This window comes from Cryobacterium sp. Sr3, from assembly GCF_004402835.1.
Lineage (GTDB): Bacteria > Actinomycetota > Actinomycetes > Actinomycetales > Microbacteriaceae > Cryobacterium > Cryobacterium sandaracinum.
In genome coordinates this window covers 23,067-38,252 of the sequence record NZ_SOFA01000009.1, presented here as the reverse complement: position 1 = coordinate 38,252, position 15,186 = coordinate 23,067, and the positions used below count along the sequence as shown (strand labels likewise).

Below are 15,186 nucleotides of genomic sequence, written 5' to 3'. Positions count from 1 at the left end.
ACGCCTAGCCGCGAAACCGATCGCGCAGCTTGGCGAAAAGTCCCTGCTGAAAGGCGCTGAGGGCAGGAACCGGCGCCTTGTGGCGGGCCGCAAAGGCCTCGATCAGCTCCCGCTCCTTGTGGTCGAGACGGGTCGGTGTGACCACGTGCACGCCGACCTTCAGGTCGCCGCGTCCGTTCCCGCGCAGACGGGTTACGCCGCGGTCCTTGACCGTGATGATCTCAGCGCTCTGCGTGCCCGGCCTGAGCTCGACCTCGATGTCGCCGTCGAGCGCCTTGACGGTCGCGGATCTGCCGAGGATGGCATCCGTCATCGGCACCTCGAGGGTGCAGAGCAGGTCGTCGCCGTCACGGCTGAACACGTCGTGGTGGCGCACCTTCATCTCAAGGTAGAGGTCGCCGTTGGGACCGCCGGCCGGACCGGCCTCGCCGCTGCCGGGCATCTGCAGGCGCAGGCCCGTGTCGACCCCCGCCGGGATGTCGACGGGGACCGTGCGACGCGCTCGCACGCGGCCCTGGCCCTGGCAGGTGACGCAGGGAGTGGCGATGATCGTGCCGTAGCCGCGGCAGGAACCGCAGGGGCTGCTCGTCATGACATTGCCGAGCAGCGACCGCACGGCGCGCTGGATGGTGCCGGTGCCGTGGCAGATGTCGCAGGTGACGGGCGCGGTGCCCGGCTGGCAGCACGTGCCGCTGCAGGTCGCGCACATGATGGCCGTGTCGACCTCGAGCTCCCGGTGCGTGCCGAAGATGATCTCATCGAGGTCGAGGTCGACCCGGATCAGGGCATCCTGGCCGCGCTCTCGGCGCGACCGAGGCCCGCGGCTGGATCCCCCGCCGCCGAAGAAGGTCTCGAAAATGTCGCCGAAGTTGCCGAAGTTGCCGTCGAAACCGGCGCCTCCGCCGCCGCCCGAGCGGCCGTTGCCGCCACGGTCGTAGTTGTCGCGTTGCTTGACGTCGCTGAGCACGTCGTAGGCGTGCGTGACGGATTTGAAGCGCTCGGATGCATCCGCGCCCGGGTTCACGTCGGGGTGCAGCTGCCGGGCCAGCCTGCGGTAGGCCTTCTTGATCTCGTCGGTCGAGGCGTCGCGGGCAACGCCGAGTACTTCGTAATGGTCAGCCAAAGCTGGCTCTCCTAGGTCTGTTCTGAAATGTGGTGTTCCGCCGGCTTCTGGGCCGAGGGGAACTGGTCAATTCTCGCCGAGAAGGCGTGAAAGGTAGCGGGCGACCGCACGGACGGCCGCCATGTTGTTCGAGTAGTCCATCCGAGTGGGGCCGAGTACGCCGAGGCGCGCCAGGTTGCCGCCCTGCGAGGAGTAGCCGCTGGTGAGCACGGATGTCTCGGCCAGACCGAACGGGGCATTCTCCCGGCCGATACTGACGGACACGCCGTGCTGGTCAGAGGCCATCTCGCCGAACAGCCGCAGAAGCACGACCTGTTCCTCGATGGCCTCGAGCACCGGGAAAATGCTGCCGGTGAAGTCTTCCTCGGTGCGCACGAGGTTGGCGGCGCCGGCCATCACGAGCCGGTCCTGCCTGTTCGCGCCGACCTGGTCCCGCAGGGTGCCGGCGATCAGATCCACCGCCTCCTGCTGCTCGAGCGGGCCGAGGCCGGAGCCGGCGGTGAGAGAGCTGCCGGTAAGGGTGCTGGCGGCCTCGCTCATGCCCAGCCCGACCAGAGCAGAATTCAACCGGGTGCGCAGTTCGATCAGAACGGGTTCAGCCAGAGGCCGGGGCAGGTCGACGACGCGTTGCTCGACCCGTCCGGCATCCGTGATCAGAACCGACAGGAGGCGAGTCTCGGACAGGGGCACCAGTTCGATGTGGCGCACCTTCGCGCGGGACAGCGACGGATACTGCACCAGGGCGACCTGATGGGTGAGCTGCGAGAGCAGCCGCACGCTGCGGGCCAGCACCTCGTCAAGGTCGGCCGACTGACCGAGGAACGTCTCGATGGCTTGGCGCTGCGCCGCCGAGAGCGGGCGCAGATCGGCGAGATGGTCGACGAACAGGCGGTAGCCCTTATCGGTGGGGATGCGGCCCGACGAGGTGTGCGGAGCCGCGATCAACTCTTCCTCTTCGAGCAGGGCCATGTCGTTGCGGATCGTGGCCGCCGAGACCCCGAAGGAATGCCGGTCGACGATAGATTTGGAACCGACGGGTTCGCGGGAGGCTACATAGTCCTGAACGATCACACGCAGGACTTCGAGACTGCGATCGGACACCATGGCGCTCGCCTCCTCCCAGCGTCGCGAGTGCAGCATCGATTGGCACTCGCGGTATGTGACTGCCAATCATACCGCGACCGGCTGGGCTTACCCATTGCTCCCCAATGTTGGGGCGCAGTAACTTAGGCATGTAGCACCTCTTCCCCGGTGCACTGAAAGGCATGATCATGAGTAATTTCACTGGTCCCGGATCCGATGATCCGTACCAGGGCCAACGGCCGCCGCAACCGCCCTACCAGCCTGCCGCCCCGGGACCGTCGGCACCCCTGACGGAGGCGGATGACCGCCAATGGGCGTCCCTCGCACATCTGGGCGGGATCCTCATGTTCGTGCCGTCCCTGGTGCTGTGGCTGCTCTTCAAGGACCGCGGACCTCTGACCAGCGTCGAGGCGAAGGAAGCGCTCAACTTTCAGATCACGCTTCTGATCGGCTACTTCGCGATCAACTTTTTTGCAACGGTCATCGGCTTCCTCACATTCGGCATCGGCGGCGTCATCGGCGGTCTCGCCTGGGTGCTGTACATCCTCGGTGTTGTCTTCTCGGTGCTCGGCTACCTCCAGGCGAAGGACGGCAACCACTACCGGTACCCGTTCGCCCTGCGCCTGATCAAGTAGCCCGGCGCACTCGGTTTTTCTTCAGAAGGAGCACCAATGACCAATTCCACCCCACCACCGCCGCCCAACCCGAACCAGGCTCCCACCCCGATGAACCCGGCCGACGAGAAACTGTGGGCCACCCTCGTGCACGTCGGCGGCATTCTGTTCTATTTCGTGCCGGCCCTGATCGGCTACATCGTGCTCAAGGACCGCGGCCCGTTCATCCGGGCACACACCGCGACCGCACTGAACTTCCAGCTCACGCTCCTGATCGCCTACGCGGTCGGCGGCGTCCTGACGATCATCCTCGTCGGCTACCTCGTTCTCCTGGCTGCCTCCGTTCTGATGGTCGTGTTCGGCATCATGGCCGCCTTGGCCGCAAACCGGGGCGAGTACTACACGTATCCGCTGTCGATCAAGTTCGTGAACTGAGTTCAGTCGGCGAGCAGGCGGCGCACGACGGCATCCGCCAGGAGGCGTCCTCTGAGGGTCAGTTCGATCGAACCGAAGAGGGCTGCTTTCGCGTCGATGAGTTCGTCGGCGATGAGTCCCGCCACCTCGTGGCGCCTGAGCGGGCTGAGCGAGTCGATGGGGATACCCTCGCGGATTCGGGTGAGCAAGAGCACCCGCTCCACCTCCTGAGTGGCCGCATCGAGGGTCTCCCGCCCGGCGGCCGGTGAGTCGCCGGCGCGAATCCGATCACCGTAGGCCGACGGATGCTTGACGTTCCACCAGCGCACCCCACCGATGTGGCTGTGGGCTCCGGGCCCCACACCCCACCAGTCCTGGCTGCGCCAGTAGGCGAGGTTGTGGCGCGAGCGGTGCGCGTCATCCGTCGCCCAGTTGCTGACCTCATACCAGCCGTAGCCTGCCGAGGACAGTAGGTCGTCGGCCAGCTCATAGAACTCGGCCTGAACGTCGTCATCGACAGGGGCCAGTTCGCCGCGCTTGATCTGGCGGGCCAGCTTGGTGCCCTCCTCGACGATAAGCGAGTAGGCGCTGACGTGGGTGGGAGCCTGCCGGATGGCGTGCTCGAGGCTGGTGCGCCAATCGACGAGGGTCTCCCCCGGTGTGCCGTAGATCAGGTCGAGGGACACGTCGAGGCCGGCCTCGCGCGCCCACTGCACCACAAGCGGCACCCGCTCGGGGTCGTGGGTGCGCTCGAGGGTGGCCAGCACGCTCGGTACCGCGGACTGCATGCCGAAGGATACCCGGGTGAAGCCGGACTCGGCGAGGCGGCCGAGGTAGGCGGCGTCGACGGAGTCGGGGTTCGCCTCGGTGGTCACCTCGGCGCCGGGTGCGATCCCCCAGGTGGAGCGCACGGCCTCCAGCATCCGCACCAGGTCGTCGGCCGGGAGCAGGGTGGGGGTGCCGCCGCCGAAGAAGACGGTCGCCGCCTGGCGGGCCGGCACGCCCGACTGAGTCAGGATCCGGCCGGCCGACTGGACCTCGGTGATCGCCTGGCCGGCATAGTCATGCTGGCTCGCGCCCCGCAACTCGGTGGCGGTATAGGTGTTGAAGTCGCAGTAGCCACAGCGGACCCGGCAGAACGGCACGTGCAGGTAGACGCCGAAATCGCGCTGGGCTGCTCCCACGGCGGCCGAGGCCGGCAGCAGTCCGTCGCTGGGTGCGGGGTCGCCGAGGGGAAGGGCACTGCCCATGCGGTTAGACCGCGCCGATCGGATGCAGCGCGCGTAGGTACCGAGCGGTGATTTTGGCCTGTTGCCGCCGCACGAACGGCCAGCCCAGCCTGTAGAACCAGTTGCCGGGGCGGGAGAAGGCGCGGATGGTAAGCCAGACCGAGTCGTCCTCGCGTCTGTCGACGATGAACGATTCCTCGCCGCTGGCCGGGTGCCCGGCCATGGTGCCGTATGCGAAGCCGAGGCGGTCGGGTTCATCGATCACGTAGACCACGCGCACGGGGGCGTCGATGGTGAAGGGGCCTAACTTGCTCGTGAGGTGCGCGGACATGCCGTTGACGATGTAGGGCGTGCCGTCCTCGGCGAAGACGGCCTCGTCCGGCTCGGGCTTCTGGTCGCGGGCGGCCTGGCCGTCGGCGTCGAAGACGAGTCCCGTGTACTGCTGGCCGGTGCCGTCCAGCAGGTCGGTGACGGTCATTCCGCTCCCCCGCTGCACGCCCCAGGTCATCAGCGACTTCGAGGCCAGCTGGAAGCGCTCCTCACCGCTGCCAAGGCGCACGGTGCGCTCGAGGGGCCGGTAGCCCTTGGGTGGGAACCGGAGCAGGTCCGGGGCGAGGGTGCCGCCGATGGACGCGTAGGTGACGGCGGTATCGGTGAAGGTGGCGCGGCGCATCCGTTCACTTCTTCTTCGGGGGCTCGTCACCGGACAGGGCGGCGATGAACGCCTCCTGGGGAACCTCGACCCGGCCGACCATCTTCATGCGCTTCTTGCCCTCCTTCTGCTTCTCCAGCAGCTTGCGCTTGCGGGAGATGTCGCCGCCGTAGCACTTGGCGAGAACATCCTTGCGGATGGCACTGATGGACTCGCGGGCGATGATGCGGGCGCCGATCGCGGCCTGGATGGGCACGTCGAACTGCTGGCGCGGGATGAGCTTGCGCAGCCTTCCCGTCATCAGCACGCCGTAGTCGTAGGCCTTGTCGCGGTGCACAATCGCGCTGAACGCGTCGACCTGTTCGCCCTGCAGCAGGATGTCGACCTTGACCAGGTCGGCCTCCTGAGAGCCGATGGGTTCGTAGTCGAGCGAGCCGTAGCCGGCGGTGCGGCTCTTGAGATTGTCGAAGAAGTCGAACACGATCTCACCGAGCGGCATCGTGTAGCGGATCTCGACCCGGTCCTCGCCGAGGTAGTCCATGCCGAGCAGGGTGCCGCGGCGGCTCTGGCAGAGCTCCATGATCACGCCGACGTAGTCCTTGGGTGCGAGGATGGCCGCCTTCACGATCGGCTCCTCGACCTTGGCGATCTTCCCGTTCGGGAACTCGCTCGGGTTGGTGACCGTGACAGACTTCTTGTCGTCGGTGGTGACCTCGTAGATCACACTGGGCGCCGTGGTGATCAGGTCGAGGCCGAACTCCCGGTCGAGCCGCTCGGTGATGATTTCCAGGTGCAGCAGCCCGAGGAAACCACAGCGGAAACCGAAACCGAGGGCGACGGATGTCTCGGGCTCGTACACGAGGGACGCGTCGGAGAGTTTGAGCTTGTCGAGGGCCTCCCGGAGGGCCGGGTAGTCGCTGCCGTCGATCGGGTAGAGGCCCGAGAAGACCATGGGCTTCGGCTCGGTGTAGCCCGGAAGGGCGACGGTGGCGGGGCGGAGCGCGGTGGTCACCGTGTCGCCGACCTTCGACTGGCGCACATCCTTCACGCCCGTGATCAGGTAGCCGACCTCGCCGACGCCGAGGCCCTTGCTGGTGGTGGGCTCGGGCGAGGTGACGCCGATCTCGAGGATCTCGTGCGTGGCACGGGTCGACATCATCTGGATCTTCTCGCGCGGGCCCAGCTTGCCGTCGATCATGCGCACATAGGTGACGACGCCACGGTAGCTGTCGTAGACCGAGTCGAAGATCATCGCGCGGGCCGGGGCGGCCGGGTCGCCGACCGGGGCCGGGATGAGGCGGGTGGCGCGGTCGAGGAGTTCGGCGACACCGACACCGGTCTTGCCGGAAACCCGGAGCACGTCGTCGGGACTGCCACCGATCAGGCTGGCGAGCTCCTTCGCGTATTTGTCGGGGTCGGCAGCCGGCAGGTCGATCTTGTTCAGCACCGGGATGATGGTGAGGTCGTTCTCCAGCGCCAGGTAGAGGTTGGCGAGGGTCTGCGCCTCGATCCCCTGGGCGGCGTCGACGAGGAGGATTGCTCCCTCGCACGCGGCCAGGCTGCGAGACACCTCGTAGGTGAAGTCCACGTGGCCGGGGGTGTCGATCATGTTCAGGGCGTAGGTCTGCCCGTCGAGTTCCCACGGCATACGAACGGCCTGGCTTTTGATGGTGATGCCGCGCTCGCGCTCGATGTCCATCCGGTCAAGGTATTGGGCGCGCATCGAACGGTCATCGACGACGCCGGTGATCTGCAGCATCCGGTCGGCCAACGTGGACTTGCCGTGGTCGATGTGGGCGATGATGCAGAAATTGCGGATGAACTCGGGCGGGGTGGCGGCCGGTTCAAGCGCCGTGAGGGGTCTCGGTGACATGGTCTTGCAATTCTCCCATAGGTGGCTGGGTCCCGGTTTCGCCGTTGCCGCGCATCGTTCCAGGCTTGCGCGCGGGAACGGCCGCACCCGGCGGCTCGCAGCGAACCACTGCCGTGAACCACTGCCGTGAACCACTGCCGTGGCTCTTCGGCGGGTAGTGTGGCCAATTCAGGAGATCCGACCGGGCGAGGCCGGACATCCGCACCGGTTCCGCACTGGTCCGCGGTGGCCCGGCCACCCGTGCGACGGATGTCCTGAGTTGGCCACAGACGCAGCGCCCGGCCGAGCACTCACCCACGGAAGAGCCAGAAGTGATTGACGCGAACCGGGTGCTGTCACTGCTGATCTGGTGCGGCTACTCCCTGATGTCTATCATCGGTATCGTCGTCACCCTCTCGTGCGGCTGCTCACCAGGAGGAATGAATGACACCCGCCGTCCCGGTTCTTTTCGTGCACGGGATCCGCACGTCGGGCACCATGTGGCGACGACAGCTGTCCATGCTGGGCGAGGCCGGGCATCCGGCACTCGCGATCGATCTGCCGGGGCACGGCGCCCGCATGGACGAAACGTTCACCGTGGCGGGCGCCCTGGCCGCCATCGACGAGGGCGTCGCTGCTCTGGGCGGCCGGGTGCTGCTGGTCGGCCTCTCCCTCGGCGGCTACTACGCCATCGAGTACGCCGCGCGCCACCCGCAGAAGGTGGCCGGGCTGGTCGCCGCGGGAAGCTGCGCGCTCCCGGCCGGCTGGCTGCTGGACGCCTACCGGGGCCTGGCCCGGCTGATCCGCCGACTGCCCGACCAGGGACTGTGGCTCCACACCACACTCGTGCGGGTGCTCCTCCCATCGGCAGGGGCCGCCGACACGCTCGCCGGCGGTGTGCCGCTGACGGTGATGGATGCCGGGCTCGGCGCCACCGGCAGCCTCCGCCCGCTGGACAGCCTGGCTCGCTATCCCGGCCCGGTGTGGCTGGTCAACGGTTCTCTGGATCAGTTCCGGCTGCATGAGCGCCGCTTCCTCGCCGCCTGCCGGGACGGGCGCCTCGTGATCGTCCCCCGGGCGTCGCACCTCGTCAGCCTGGCCCAACCGGAACGCTTCGCCGCGGTGCTGAGCGGCATCCTCACGGAGGTTGCGATCGACTGGCCCGGGCCGATTGTCGACCTGAACGAATAACTGGTATCGTTGCCTGTTGGCTTGCGTGTTGGGTCCCACCCCACACGATAATTGCCGTACGGCGCCCTCTACCGCCAAGCGGCCCATCCGAAAAAGAATCTAACGAAAGCGTATAAACGTGGCAAACATCAAGTCGCAGATCAAGCGTATCGGCACCAACAAAAAGGCCCAGGAGCGCAACAAGTCGGTCAAGAGCGAGTTCAAGCGCGCTGTCCGCGCGACGCGCCTGGCGATCGCCTCGGGCGACAAGGACAAGGCTGTTGCCAGCCTCGCCGTTGCCTCGAAAAAGCTCGACAAGGCCGTCAGCAAGGGCGTCATCCACCAGAACCAGGCCGCGAACAAGAAGTCCGCGATCGCGAAGTCGGTCAACGCCCTCGTCTAGTCTGCGCCCGACCGGGATCAGGATCGTTCACCGGCCCTGACCGGCGTACACAACAGCCCCTGCCATCTCGGCGGGGGCTTTCGTGTGTCCGGGCAGAGGCTCGAACCGTCGGGGACCGGTCACCTGAAATTCATCACGGCCGGGCCCGATCAGGCGCAGCAGCATCGCCCTGACGGCGGTCCTGGCAGCCGTCGCCTATCTGCCGCTCGCCGCGCTGATCGTGTCGTGCGCGCCGAGTCCGCCCAGGCCCACACCTCTCAGTTCGGGCATCAGTCGGCGCGCACCACAGTGAGCGACCCCTCCCTGGCGCGGAGCTCACCGTCGAGGGTAAGGAGGCGCGCGAAAGCCGGGTCTGGTCAGCTCTCACCGCGGCGGGCGATCACACCGATGAGCCGCTCGAGAGCGAAGACGGGGTCGCGCTCGGCACCCTTCACTGCGGCATCCGTTTCGGCCAGCGCCACGACGCAGCGGGCGAGACCCTCGTCGGACCAGCTGCGCAGGTCACGTTGGGCCCGCTCGACCTGCCAGGGGGCGAGGCCGAACTGGGAGGCAAGCTGGGCCGAGCCGCCGCGCACCCCGCAGATCTTCGCCATGGTGCGGATCTTCATGGCGAACGCGGCCACCACCGGGACCGGGTCGGCGCCGGAGGACAGGGCGTGGCGCAGGATGACGAGCGCCTCCCCCTGATGCCCGGCGATGGCGGCATCGGCTACCTTGAACGCGTTGGCCTCGACCCTACCGCCGTAGTAGCGGTCCACGGTCGTCTCGGTCACTTCGGTGCCGACATCGGCGATGAGCTGCTGGCAGGCCGCGGAGAGTTCGGCCAGATCGCCGGAGAACGCGGCGACCAGGGACCGCAGCGCGCTGGGAGTGACCCGCTTGCCGGCCGTCTTGAATTCCGCGGAGGCGAAGTCGTGCCGGTCGGAGTCTTTCTTCAGCTCGGTGCAGACGACCTCGATGGCGCCGCCGACGCCCGAACGGATGGTGTCGAGCAGCTTCTTGCCGCGCACGCCGCCGCCGTGCCGGAGCACGACGTAGGTGTCCTCGGCCGGGTTCTGCAGGTAGTCCAGGGCCTCCGCGAGGAACGTGTCGCTGCACTTCTCGACGGAGCTGACGCGGATCAGCCGCGGTTCGCCGAAGAGGGACGGGCTGGCCATGGTGAGCAGTTCGCCGGGCGCATAGCTGTCGGCCTGCACGTCGCTGATCTCCAGGCTGGGGTCTTCGAGTTTGAGGAAGTCCCGCAGCTGGCGGATCGCGCGTTCGGCCAGGAACACTTCGGTTCCGGAGACCAGGATGATCGGCGCCGGCCGCACCTGGTGCCAGGCCAGCTGCGGGATGGCGGCCGACTTCGGCACAGCGCGGGGCGCGGTCCGGCCGGATGAAGCTGTGCGTGCGGCCACTCGGGGTTCCTTCGATTGAGGCTGTGCGGAATCCATTAAGACTATCCGGGGTCGGTGTCCGGCACGGTCTCGTTCCGCACGGTCTCGCTCCAGACCGTCAGCGCACCACCACCTGGCCCCGGAGCGATCACCAGCAGTCCCTGCTGATCGGTGCGGAGGGGCAGTGTGCCCGCGGCCGCAAGAATGTCCAGGACCGTGTCGGTGGGATGGCCGTAGCCGTTCTCCCTGCCTACCGAAATCAGCCCCACCGTTGCCCGAAGATCGGCATAGAGCTCCGGGCTTTGGTCTGCCGACCCGTGGTGGGCGACCTTGACGACATCCACCTCGCCCGGGCTGGAGCTGCGCCTGAGCGCGTCCTGGGATTCCTCGCCGAGATCCCCGAGGAACAGGGAACGGATGCCGCGACCGTCGAATCCGATCGTCACGCTCCCCTCGTTTCCGGTCTGCATCACCGCTGAGCCCCGCACCGGCCAGAGGATCTCCCAGCGCAGCTCCCCGAGGGTGCCCGTGTCGCCGCGGGCAGCGCCCCGCAGTTCGGCACCGCCCGCGGCGAGGGCATCGTGCAGTCGCTCATCGTCGGCGTTCTCCGGGATGCCGACCAGCGCCGTGTCGACGCGGCCGATCACGGCGGCGACCCCGCCGATGTGGTCCAGGTCGTAGTGGGTCAGCACGAGGATGTCGATTCGGTCGATCCCCAGCGTGTCGAGGCAGTCGGCGAGCAGGGCCGGGTCGGGCCCCACGTCGACGAGCGCGTACCGGTCGCGGTCGCGCACGACGACCGCATCACCCTGCCCGATGTCGCAGGCCGCGATCTGCCAGTCCGCGGGGAAGGCCACGGCCCGGCCGACGCCTGCCCCGATCAGGCTGCCCGCGTAGCTTCCGGCGGCGAGAACCAGCACCGCGATCGCCGCGATCGGCCAGCGCGCCCGAACCTGCCCCCGGCCCCGCATCACCAGCGCCACCGCGGCCACCGTCAGTAGAACGGTCACGAGAACACCGAGCGGGCCGCCCAGCCAGGGTAGGCGGCTGCCGGGCAGCTCTGCGGATGTTCGGGCGATCGCCGCGATCCAGGCGGCCGGCAGCCAGGCCAGGTAGAGCACTCCCCCGGCGACACCGGGCAGCCAGGGCAAGAGCAGGCACGCGATCAGACCGATGACGGTGGCGGCCGGGGCTGCCGGACCGGCCAGCAGATTCGCGGGCACCCCGTAGAGCGGGAGGGTGGGAGTGAGCAGAACGAGCACCGGCTGACAGGCCAGCTGCGCGGCCAGCGGGATGGCGATCACGGCGGCGAGCCAGGTGGGCAGCCACCGATGCAGCATTCGGGTCAGCGGCCCGGCCAGCACGAGTAGGCCGGCCGTGGCCAGAACCGACAAAGCGAACCCGTAACTGCGGGCCAGCCATGGGTCGGCCGCCAGCAGTAGGATCACGACGAGTGCGAGCAACGGCACACCTCGGCCCGGCCGACCGGAGGCAATCCCGAGCAGCAGGATCGTCGCCATCAGAGCGGCACGCAGCACACTGGGTTCGGGCGTCACGAGCACCACGAACCCGAGCAGGGTGAGGAGCGAGATCGCGATCCGGATGCCGCGGCGCAGTCCCAGAAACCCGGTCAGCAGCATGACGCCCGCGATCACCACGGCGCAGTTCGCTCCGGACAATGTTGCTTTGAGAGGTGGGTGCAGGAACATCTAAATTCCCTGGGAATGCCCATATATCTCCGAGCGCTTTACGCGCGCTATCGCCGTCGACAGCACGCAATTTGGCGACGGAAGCGCTTCATCAAACCGCGCTGCCCCTGGACCAACGGCAGGGTCGAACACTTCAACCGGACCCTAGCCGCCGAATGGGCCTACAGCCGAGTCTCCGCCGGCAACGACGAACGAACCGCAGCTCTTGCACCCTGGCTCAACTACTACAACACTGACGAATCCACGGCGGCATCGGAGCAACCCGCATCAGCCGAGTGTCACAAACGTCATGACTTAGTAAACCTAGGCCTGCCTCCCAACGCCTTTCAAGGAAGTGACTGGCTGGTTCGAGGCGCGAACGGAGCCTCCGGACGAACCCATCCGGACGAACCATATACTGACGCATTTTGATTGAGGGCTTCCCCATCGGAGGGAAGCTTACGTTCGAGCGCCACGCTGCCGTCTCTTACTGCTACTGCCACCTTGCCTAGCAAAAGAGCGTGGCACGGATCGCGCAAGTCCCAACAGAGCAACAGCTTCGACCGGAATGAGGGCCCGTTCTGCCCCGGCACCAATGCGGAAAAGACGTCACCCCAAACGCCAAGAAACGAAGCGTCAGGAGATTAACTTCCACGGGGCACAGCTTCGATGCCAATAAATCTGGGAAACGGGAATATGGCGGGGTCCTCGGGACCACGCAGCTCTTCAAAATGTGAAAGTTCGAACCCATTATTCTTGAGCGCATCAATGTAGCTGCTGAGCGGCCGATGTACGTGAGTCGCTGTTAGTGCAAACTCGTGTGAGCTCGTCTTGAAAGGGGCCTCGATCAATATCTCTTTCGAATAATCGAACCCCGGGTTGCTTGCATATCCCCAATACAGCGGCCAGAAGGCGGGGTGCGTTAGTGTGAGGACAACTTTGCCCGCTTGAGCGAGATGGGCCAGCGCCGCGCATACGTCGTCAACACGAAGCGTATCCATCAGCACCATGTTCGCGACGACTAAATCGAATCGGGCCGCCGGATTTTCCGCCGTCCAGTCTTCGACGGTAGCGATGACGTAGTCACTCTCAGTGTCGTGTTCGCGTGCGATGGCGATACTCGCAGCGCTGGGATCCAGCCCCATGGTGCTTCTGTTTGCACGCTGGAGGCTAGAAGTTAGACGCCCGGTACCGCACCCTACGTCGATGACAGTTCGCGCTTCGCCCAAGCGATTGAGCACCCAGGGTTCGAGCACAGAACTGAAAGATGCGTCGTGGTGCCCAGCAACTTGCGCGTCTCTCTCCGGTGCGATCAAGTCCCACTCACGAGTGACCGTGTCTTGACTCTTTTCGGCCAAGAATCGAATTTCCTTATTCACTCCGCGCCTCCGCCATAGCGCGTCGCCTAACCAAGCGAAATAGGTCGTCTGCGAGGTGGACCGCTGGATCATCCTTGGAATCTATCGTCCTAATTGTGTGCTCATTTCTAGTCCCGTGACCGATCGCAACCCATGCGTCCGACCTTCCGTGGTTGACCAATGTGAACCGGCTCGCGAACTTAAAGTCGTGGTCGCCGTAGTAATACGCAACTGCGCCTGCGGCAGTCAAGATGGAGCTGAGTTCATTCGCGCAAGGCATCACTAGAGTGAGCGTTTTTTTCGACGCTTTGTCAAGAAGAACATCGCGAGCGTCTCCCTTCACCCAGCTCAAGTCGTTGGACGAGATCACACAGTGCTCCTGGGTGCGAAGCATCTTGGTCATGTGCTTCAGAATCTTTTCGCCGCGCCGATCACCGCGGTAGCGACTGGGACGAGATCTAGCAGTGCCGATAATCTCCCATGCGGCTGCCACGGCGGCGACGAGCAAAACGCTGACCCCCAAGACCAATTTCCAGGGTGTGTCCACCACGGTCTTCAGGTCGTTGGCAAGCAAAACGCTGGCAACGACCGCTAAGAAAGCAGCCATCTGAGTCAGGATTGTCCGGAGCATGACCCCAACCCTATCGATCCGAGCCCGCGCGAGAATTGGCTCGTCGACAACGAGGCGAAAGACCACTTCCTTAGATAGCGTTTCGGTACGCGCCTCACAGAGAGCACTAGGCTGTGCCACGCCTCAGCATCGATTCCGAAGCTAGACCCAACTGCTAAGCCAAGGCATCGACAAAGTCCTGTGTGGAATTCGTTCGCCACGCTCGATGCGGGCAGAGGTTTTGTGGAGCATCGCGACGAACGCGTACACAATCAGCGGCGCCGGGCATTGGGATCAACTCAGCGGTGTCCTGGCGACGCCGAGGTCGTCGCGACCGGGTGAACATGACACGGCAGCATCGAAAGGCCCTCGGCGCCCACGACATGACTTCAGCCCAGCGGCTGCGCGACTGAAAGAACGTGTTGGCCCCATGAAAACCACCGTATATACGGAAAACATCCGCGCCCTTATGCCGGTTCTGCTGTGCGCCCATGAGCAACGTACCTCATACTAAACACTCGAAAGTCGCGCCGTGGCACAGGGCGCTCAGAGCCCACGGAGTTCCCGCTTTCCACCTGTAGTCAAGGCTGCACGAATTGCCCTAGCCCCCGTGGAGACTTGGGCCACGAGCGGATCACCGTCCTCTACCAGGGGCGTCCATCAGCGACCCACATAGCCGTACGGCTAAGTGATACCAACGCTTCGTTCACACTTCCCCGAGGCTTATGGTGAGGACATGCCCGTGAAACCCAGAGAAGAAGAAGTGTGGGCGCGGCAAATCGTATCCCGCATTCTTTCCGTGCCCGTTGTCGCGTTCGACGACGGATCTGCCGCCAGCATGCCGGACGCGATCATCCAGCTTTCATCAGGCTCCGCGCCATTGGAGGTTTTCGGCCATTGGGACAGTGATTACTACAGGATGCAACATGGACTGGCGAAGTTCGGGCGCAGAATCGACATCGCCCCTGAGGACCCGGCGTGGGAGGTCACGCTTGTGCACAGCGTCGCGAAGGTCAAGACGCTTGTGCGGAGATTGCCAGCACTAGTCACCGCGTACAACACTGAGCTCTTGTCCGAGGTTGTACCTGACCAGCTCGCGCGGCTTGGCGTTGAGACCGCCTACCATCTGGAAGGGCAGCGCGGGTTCATTCACCTGTCCGCGGCTGGGTGGAACAGCTGGGATTACCCCCTGACATTCGGAACCTGGTTGGACGGGCTCTTCGCCATCGCCGCTGATGTCACTTTCAAACTGGCTCGACACGGAGGCACCGAGCAGCACGCCTTCCTTTGGGTTGCCTCTGCAAGTGCGTGGAGCGCGCTCGACCAACTCGAAGCGGATGACGATGACACGGAGGCGCCGCTGCCCGCAGACGAACCGGACGTACCGCCGAACCTTACGGACATTTGGATAGCGAGCACCCTTGTGCGCCCCGCGCGCGGAATTCTGCACTGGAAGCGTGGAACGGGGTGGAAATGGCATCCGTTCAATCTCACGTCCGCAGACTGGGAGTAGCAGCGATACGAGCGCGGTGCCTGGAAGTCCTGTTAGCAGTCGAGATGTCATCTGCCTGAAGGGTCTTTGAATCAGATCGGAATCCCCGGCTGGTCCCA

Annotated in this window: 14 protein-coding genes and 1 pseudogene; 6 read left to right on the top strand and 9 right to left on the bottom strand. The window is 65.6% G+C overall.

The annotated features are described in order from the left end of the window. Positions 1-4 precede the first annotated feature (4 nt). Positions 5-1,123, bottom strand: a complete 1,119-nt coding sequence (gene dnaJ / locus E3N94_RS02915; protein WP_104099997.1) for a molecular chaperone DnaJ — start codon at positions 1,121-1,123, stop codon at positions 5-7. A 66-nt stretch (positions 1,124-1,189) separates the two neighbouring features. After that, positions 1,190-2,227, bottom strand: coding sequence for a heat-inducible transcriptional repressor HrcA (gene hrcA / locus E3N94_RS02910; RefSeq protein WP_134569752.1), 1,038 nt, complete (start codon positions 2,225-2,227; stop codon positions 1,190-1,192). Positions 2,228-2,394: 167 nt separating this feature from the next. Here hrcA and E3N94_RS02905 point away from each other — a divergent pair, with 167 nt between their 5' ends. Further along, positions 2,395-2,841, top strand: coding sequence for a DUF4870 domain-containing protein (locus tag E3N94_RS02905; protein WP_134401611.1), 447 nt, complete (start codon positions 2,395-2,397; stop codon positions 2,839-2,841). 36 nt (positions 2,842-2,877) lie between these two features. Continuing rightward, on the top strand, positions 2,878-3,255 hold the full coding sequence (locus E3N94_RS02900) for a DUF4870 domain-containing protein (protein WP_241977423.1): 378 nt from the start codon (positions 2,878-2,880) through the stop codon (positions 3,253-3,255). A 2-nt stretch (positions 3,256-3,257) separates the two neighbouring features. Here the strand turns inward: E3N94_RS02900 and hemW are convergent, their stop codons facing one another. Genes hemW through lepA form a run of 3 tightly spaced genes read right to left on the bottom strand, consistent with a single transcriptional unit; the run spans position 3,258 to position 6,988 of the window. Further along, positions 3,258-4,484, bottom strand: coding sequence for a radical SAM family heme chaperone HemW (gene hemW / locus E3N94_RS02895; protein WP_104169679.1), 1,227 nt, complete (start codon positions 4,482-4,484; stop codon positions 3,258-3,260). A 4-nt stretch (positions 4,485-4,488) separates the two neighbouring features. Further along, positions 4,489-5,136, bottom strand: coding sequence for a DUF1990 domain-containing protein (locus E3N94_RS02890; protein ID WP_104100000.1), 648 nt, complete (start codon positions 5,134-5,136; stop codon positions 4,489-4,491). A 4-nt stretch (positions 5,137-5,140) separates the two neighbouring features. Further along, positions 5,141-6,988 carry a translation elongation factor 4 gene (lepA, locus tag E3N94_RS02885; protein ID WP_104100001.1) on the bottom strand — a complete coding sequence of 616 codons (1,848 nt, stop codon included), beginning with the start codon at positions 6,986-6,988 and terminating at the stop codon, positions 5,141-5,143. Between the two features lie 423 nt (positions 6,989-7,411). Here lepA and E3N94_RS02880 point away from each other — a divergent pair, with 423 nt between their 5' ends. Next, positions 7,412-8,158, top strand: a complete 747-nt coding sequence (locus E3N94_RS02880; protein ID WP_104100002.1) for an alpha/beta fold hydrolase — start codon at positions 7,412-7,414, stop codon at positions 8,156-8,158. 118 nt (positions 8,159-8,276) lie between these two features. Beyond that, complete coding sequence (rpsT, locus tag E3N94_RS02875) at positions 8,277-8,540, top strand: 30S ribosomal protein S20 (protein WP_104100003.1); 264 nt, start codon at positions 8,277-8,279, stop codon at positions 8,538-8,540. Between the two features lie 356 nt (positions 8,541-8,896). On the opposite strand, the gene holA is transcribed toward rpsT, so the two are convergent. After that, positions 8,897-9,940, bottom strand: a complete 1,044-nt coding sequence (holA, locus tag E3N94_RS02870; protein ID WP_241987045.1) for a DNA polymerase III subunit delta — start codon at positions 9,938-9,940, stop codon at positions 8,897-8,899. Positions 9,941-9,981: 41 nt separating this feature from the next. Beyond that, positions 9,982-11,628 carry a ComEC/Rec2 family competence protein gene (locus E3N94_RS02865; RefSeq protein WP_134569750.1) on the bottom strand — a complete coding sequence of 549 codons (1,647 nt, stop codon included), beginning with the start codon at positions 11,626-11,628 and terminating at the stop codon, positions 9,982-9,984. Positions 11,629-11,706: 78 nt separating this feature from the next. Here E3N94_RS02865 and E3N94_RS17025 point away from each other — a divergent pair. Beyond that, positions 11,707-11,946, top strand: a pseudogene (locus E3N94_RS17025) (integrase core domain-containing protein); the annotation flags it as partial. Between the two features lie 305 nt (positions 11,947-12,251). Here E3N94_RS17025 and E3N94_RS02855 read toward each other — a convergent pair. Further along, positions 12,252-12,986: a class I SAM-dependent methyltransferase gene (locus E3N94_RS02855; protein ID WP_166790042.1), complete on the bottom strand. Its 735-nt coding sequence runs from the start codon at positions 12,984-12,986 to the stop codon at positions 12,252-12,254. After that, positions 12,979-13,596, bottom strand: coding sequence for a hypothetical protein (locus E3N94_RS02850; protein WP_134569747.1), 618 nt, complete (start codon positions 13,594-13,596; stop codon positions 12,979-12,981). Before E3N94_RS02850 ends, E3N94_RS02855 begins: the two co-directional genes overlap by 8 nt. A gap of 715 nt (positions 13,597-14,311) precedes the next feature. Between E3N94_RS02850 and E3N94_RS02845 the strand changes: the two genes are divergently transcribed. Next, positions 14,312-15,088, top strand: coding sequence for a hypothetical protein (locus E3N94_RS02845; RefSeq protein ID WP_134569746.1), 777 nt, complete (start codon positions 14,312-14,314; stop codon positions 15,086-15,088). The last annotated feature ends 98 nt before the right edge of the window (positions 15,089-15,186 follow it).

Coding starts and splice junctions, on each gene's coding strand:
- E3N94_RS02850 (WP_134569747.1), bottom strand. CDS start 13,596: ATGCTCCGGACAATCCTGACTCAGATGGCTGCTTTCTTAGCGGTCGTT.
- lepA (WP_104100001.1), bottom strand. CDS start 6,988: ATGTCACCGAGACCCCTCACGGCGCTTGAACCGGCCGCCACCCCGCCC.
- hrcA (WP_134569752.1), bottom strand. CDS start 2,227: ATGGTGTCCGATCGCAGTCTCGAAGTCCTGCGTGTGATCGTTCAGGAC.
- E3N94_RS02890 (WP_104100000.1), bottom strand. CDS start 5,136: ATGCGCCGCGCCACCTTCACCGATACCGCCGTCACCTACGCGTCCATC.
- hemW (WP_104169679.1), bottom strand. CDS start 4,484: ATGGGCAGTGCCCTTCCCCTCGGCGACCCCGCACCCAGCGACGGACTG.
- E3N94_RS02845 (WP_134569746.1), top strand. CDS start 14,312: ATGCCCGTGAAACCCAGAGAAGAAGAAGTGTGGGCGCGGCAAATCGTA.
- E3N94_RS02865 (WP_134569750.1), bottom strand. CDS start 11,628: ATGTTCCTGCACCCACCTCTCAAAGCAACATTGTCCGGAGCGAACTGC.
- E3N94_RS02880 (WP_104100002.1), top strand. CDS start 7,412: ATGACACCCGCCGTCCCGGTTCTTTTCGTGCACGGGATCCGCACGTCG.
- E3N94_RS02905 (WP_134401611.1), top strand. CDS start 2,395: ATGAGTAATTTCACTGGTCCCGGATCCGATGATCCGTACCAGGGCCAA.
- E3N94_RS02900 (WP_241977423.1), top strand. CDS start 2,878: ATGACCAATTCCACCCCACCACCGCCGCCCAACCCGAACCAGGCTCCC.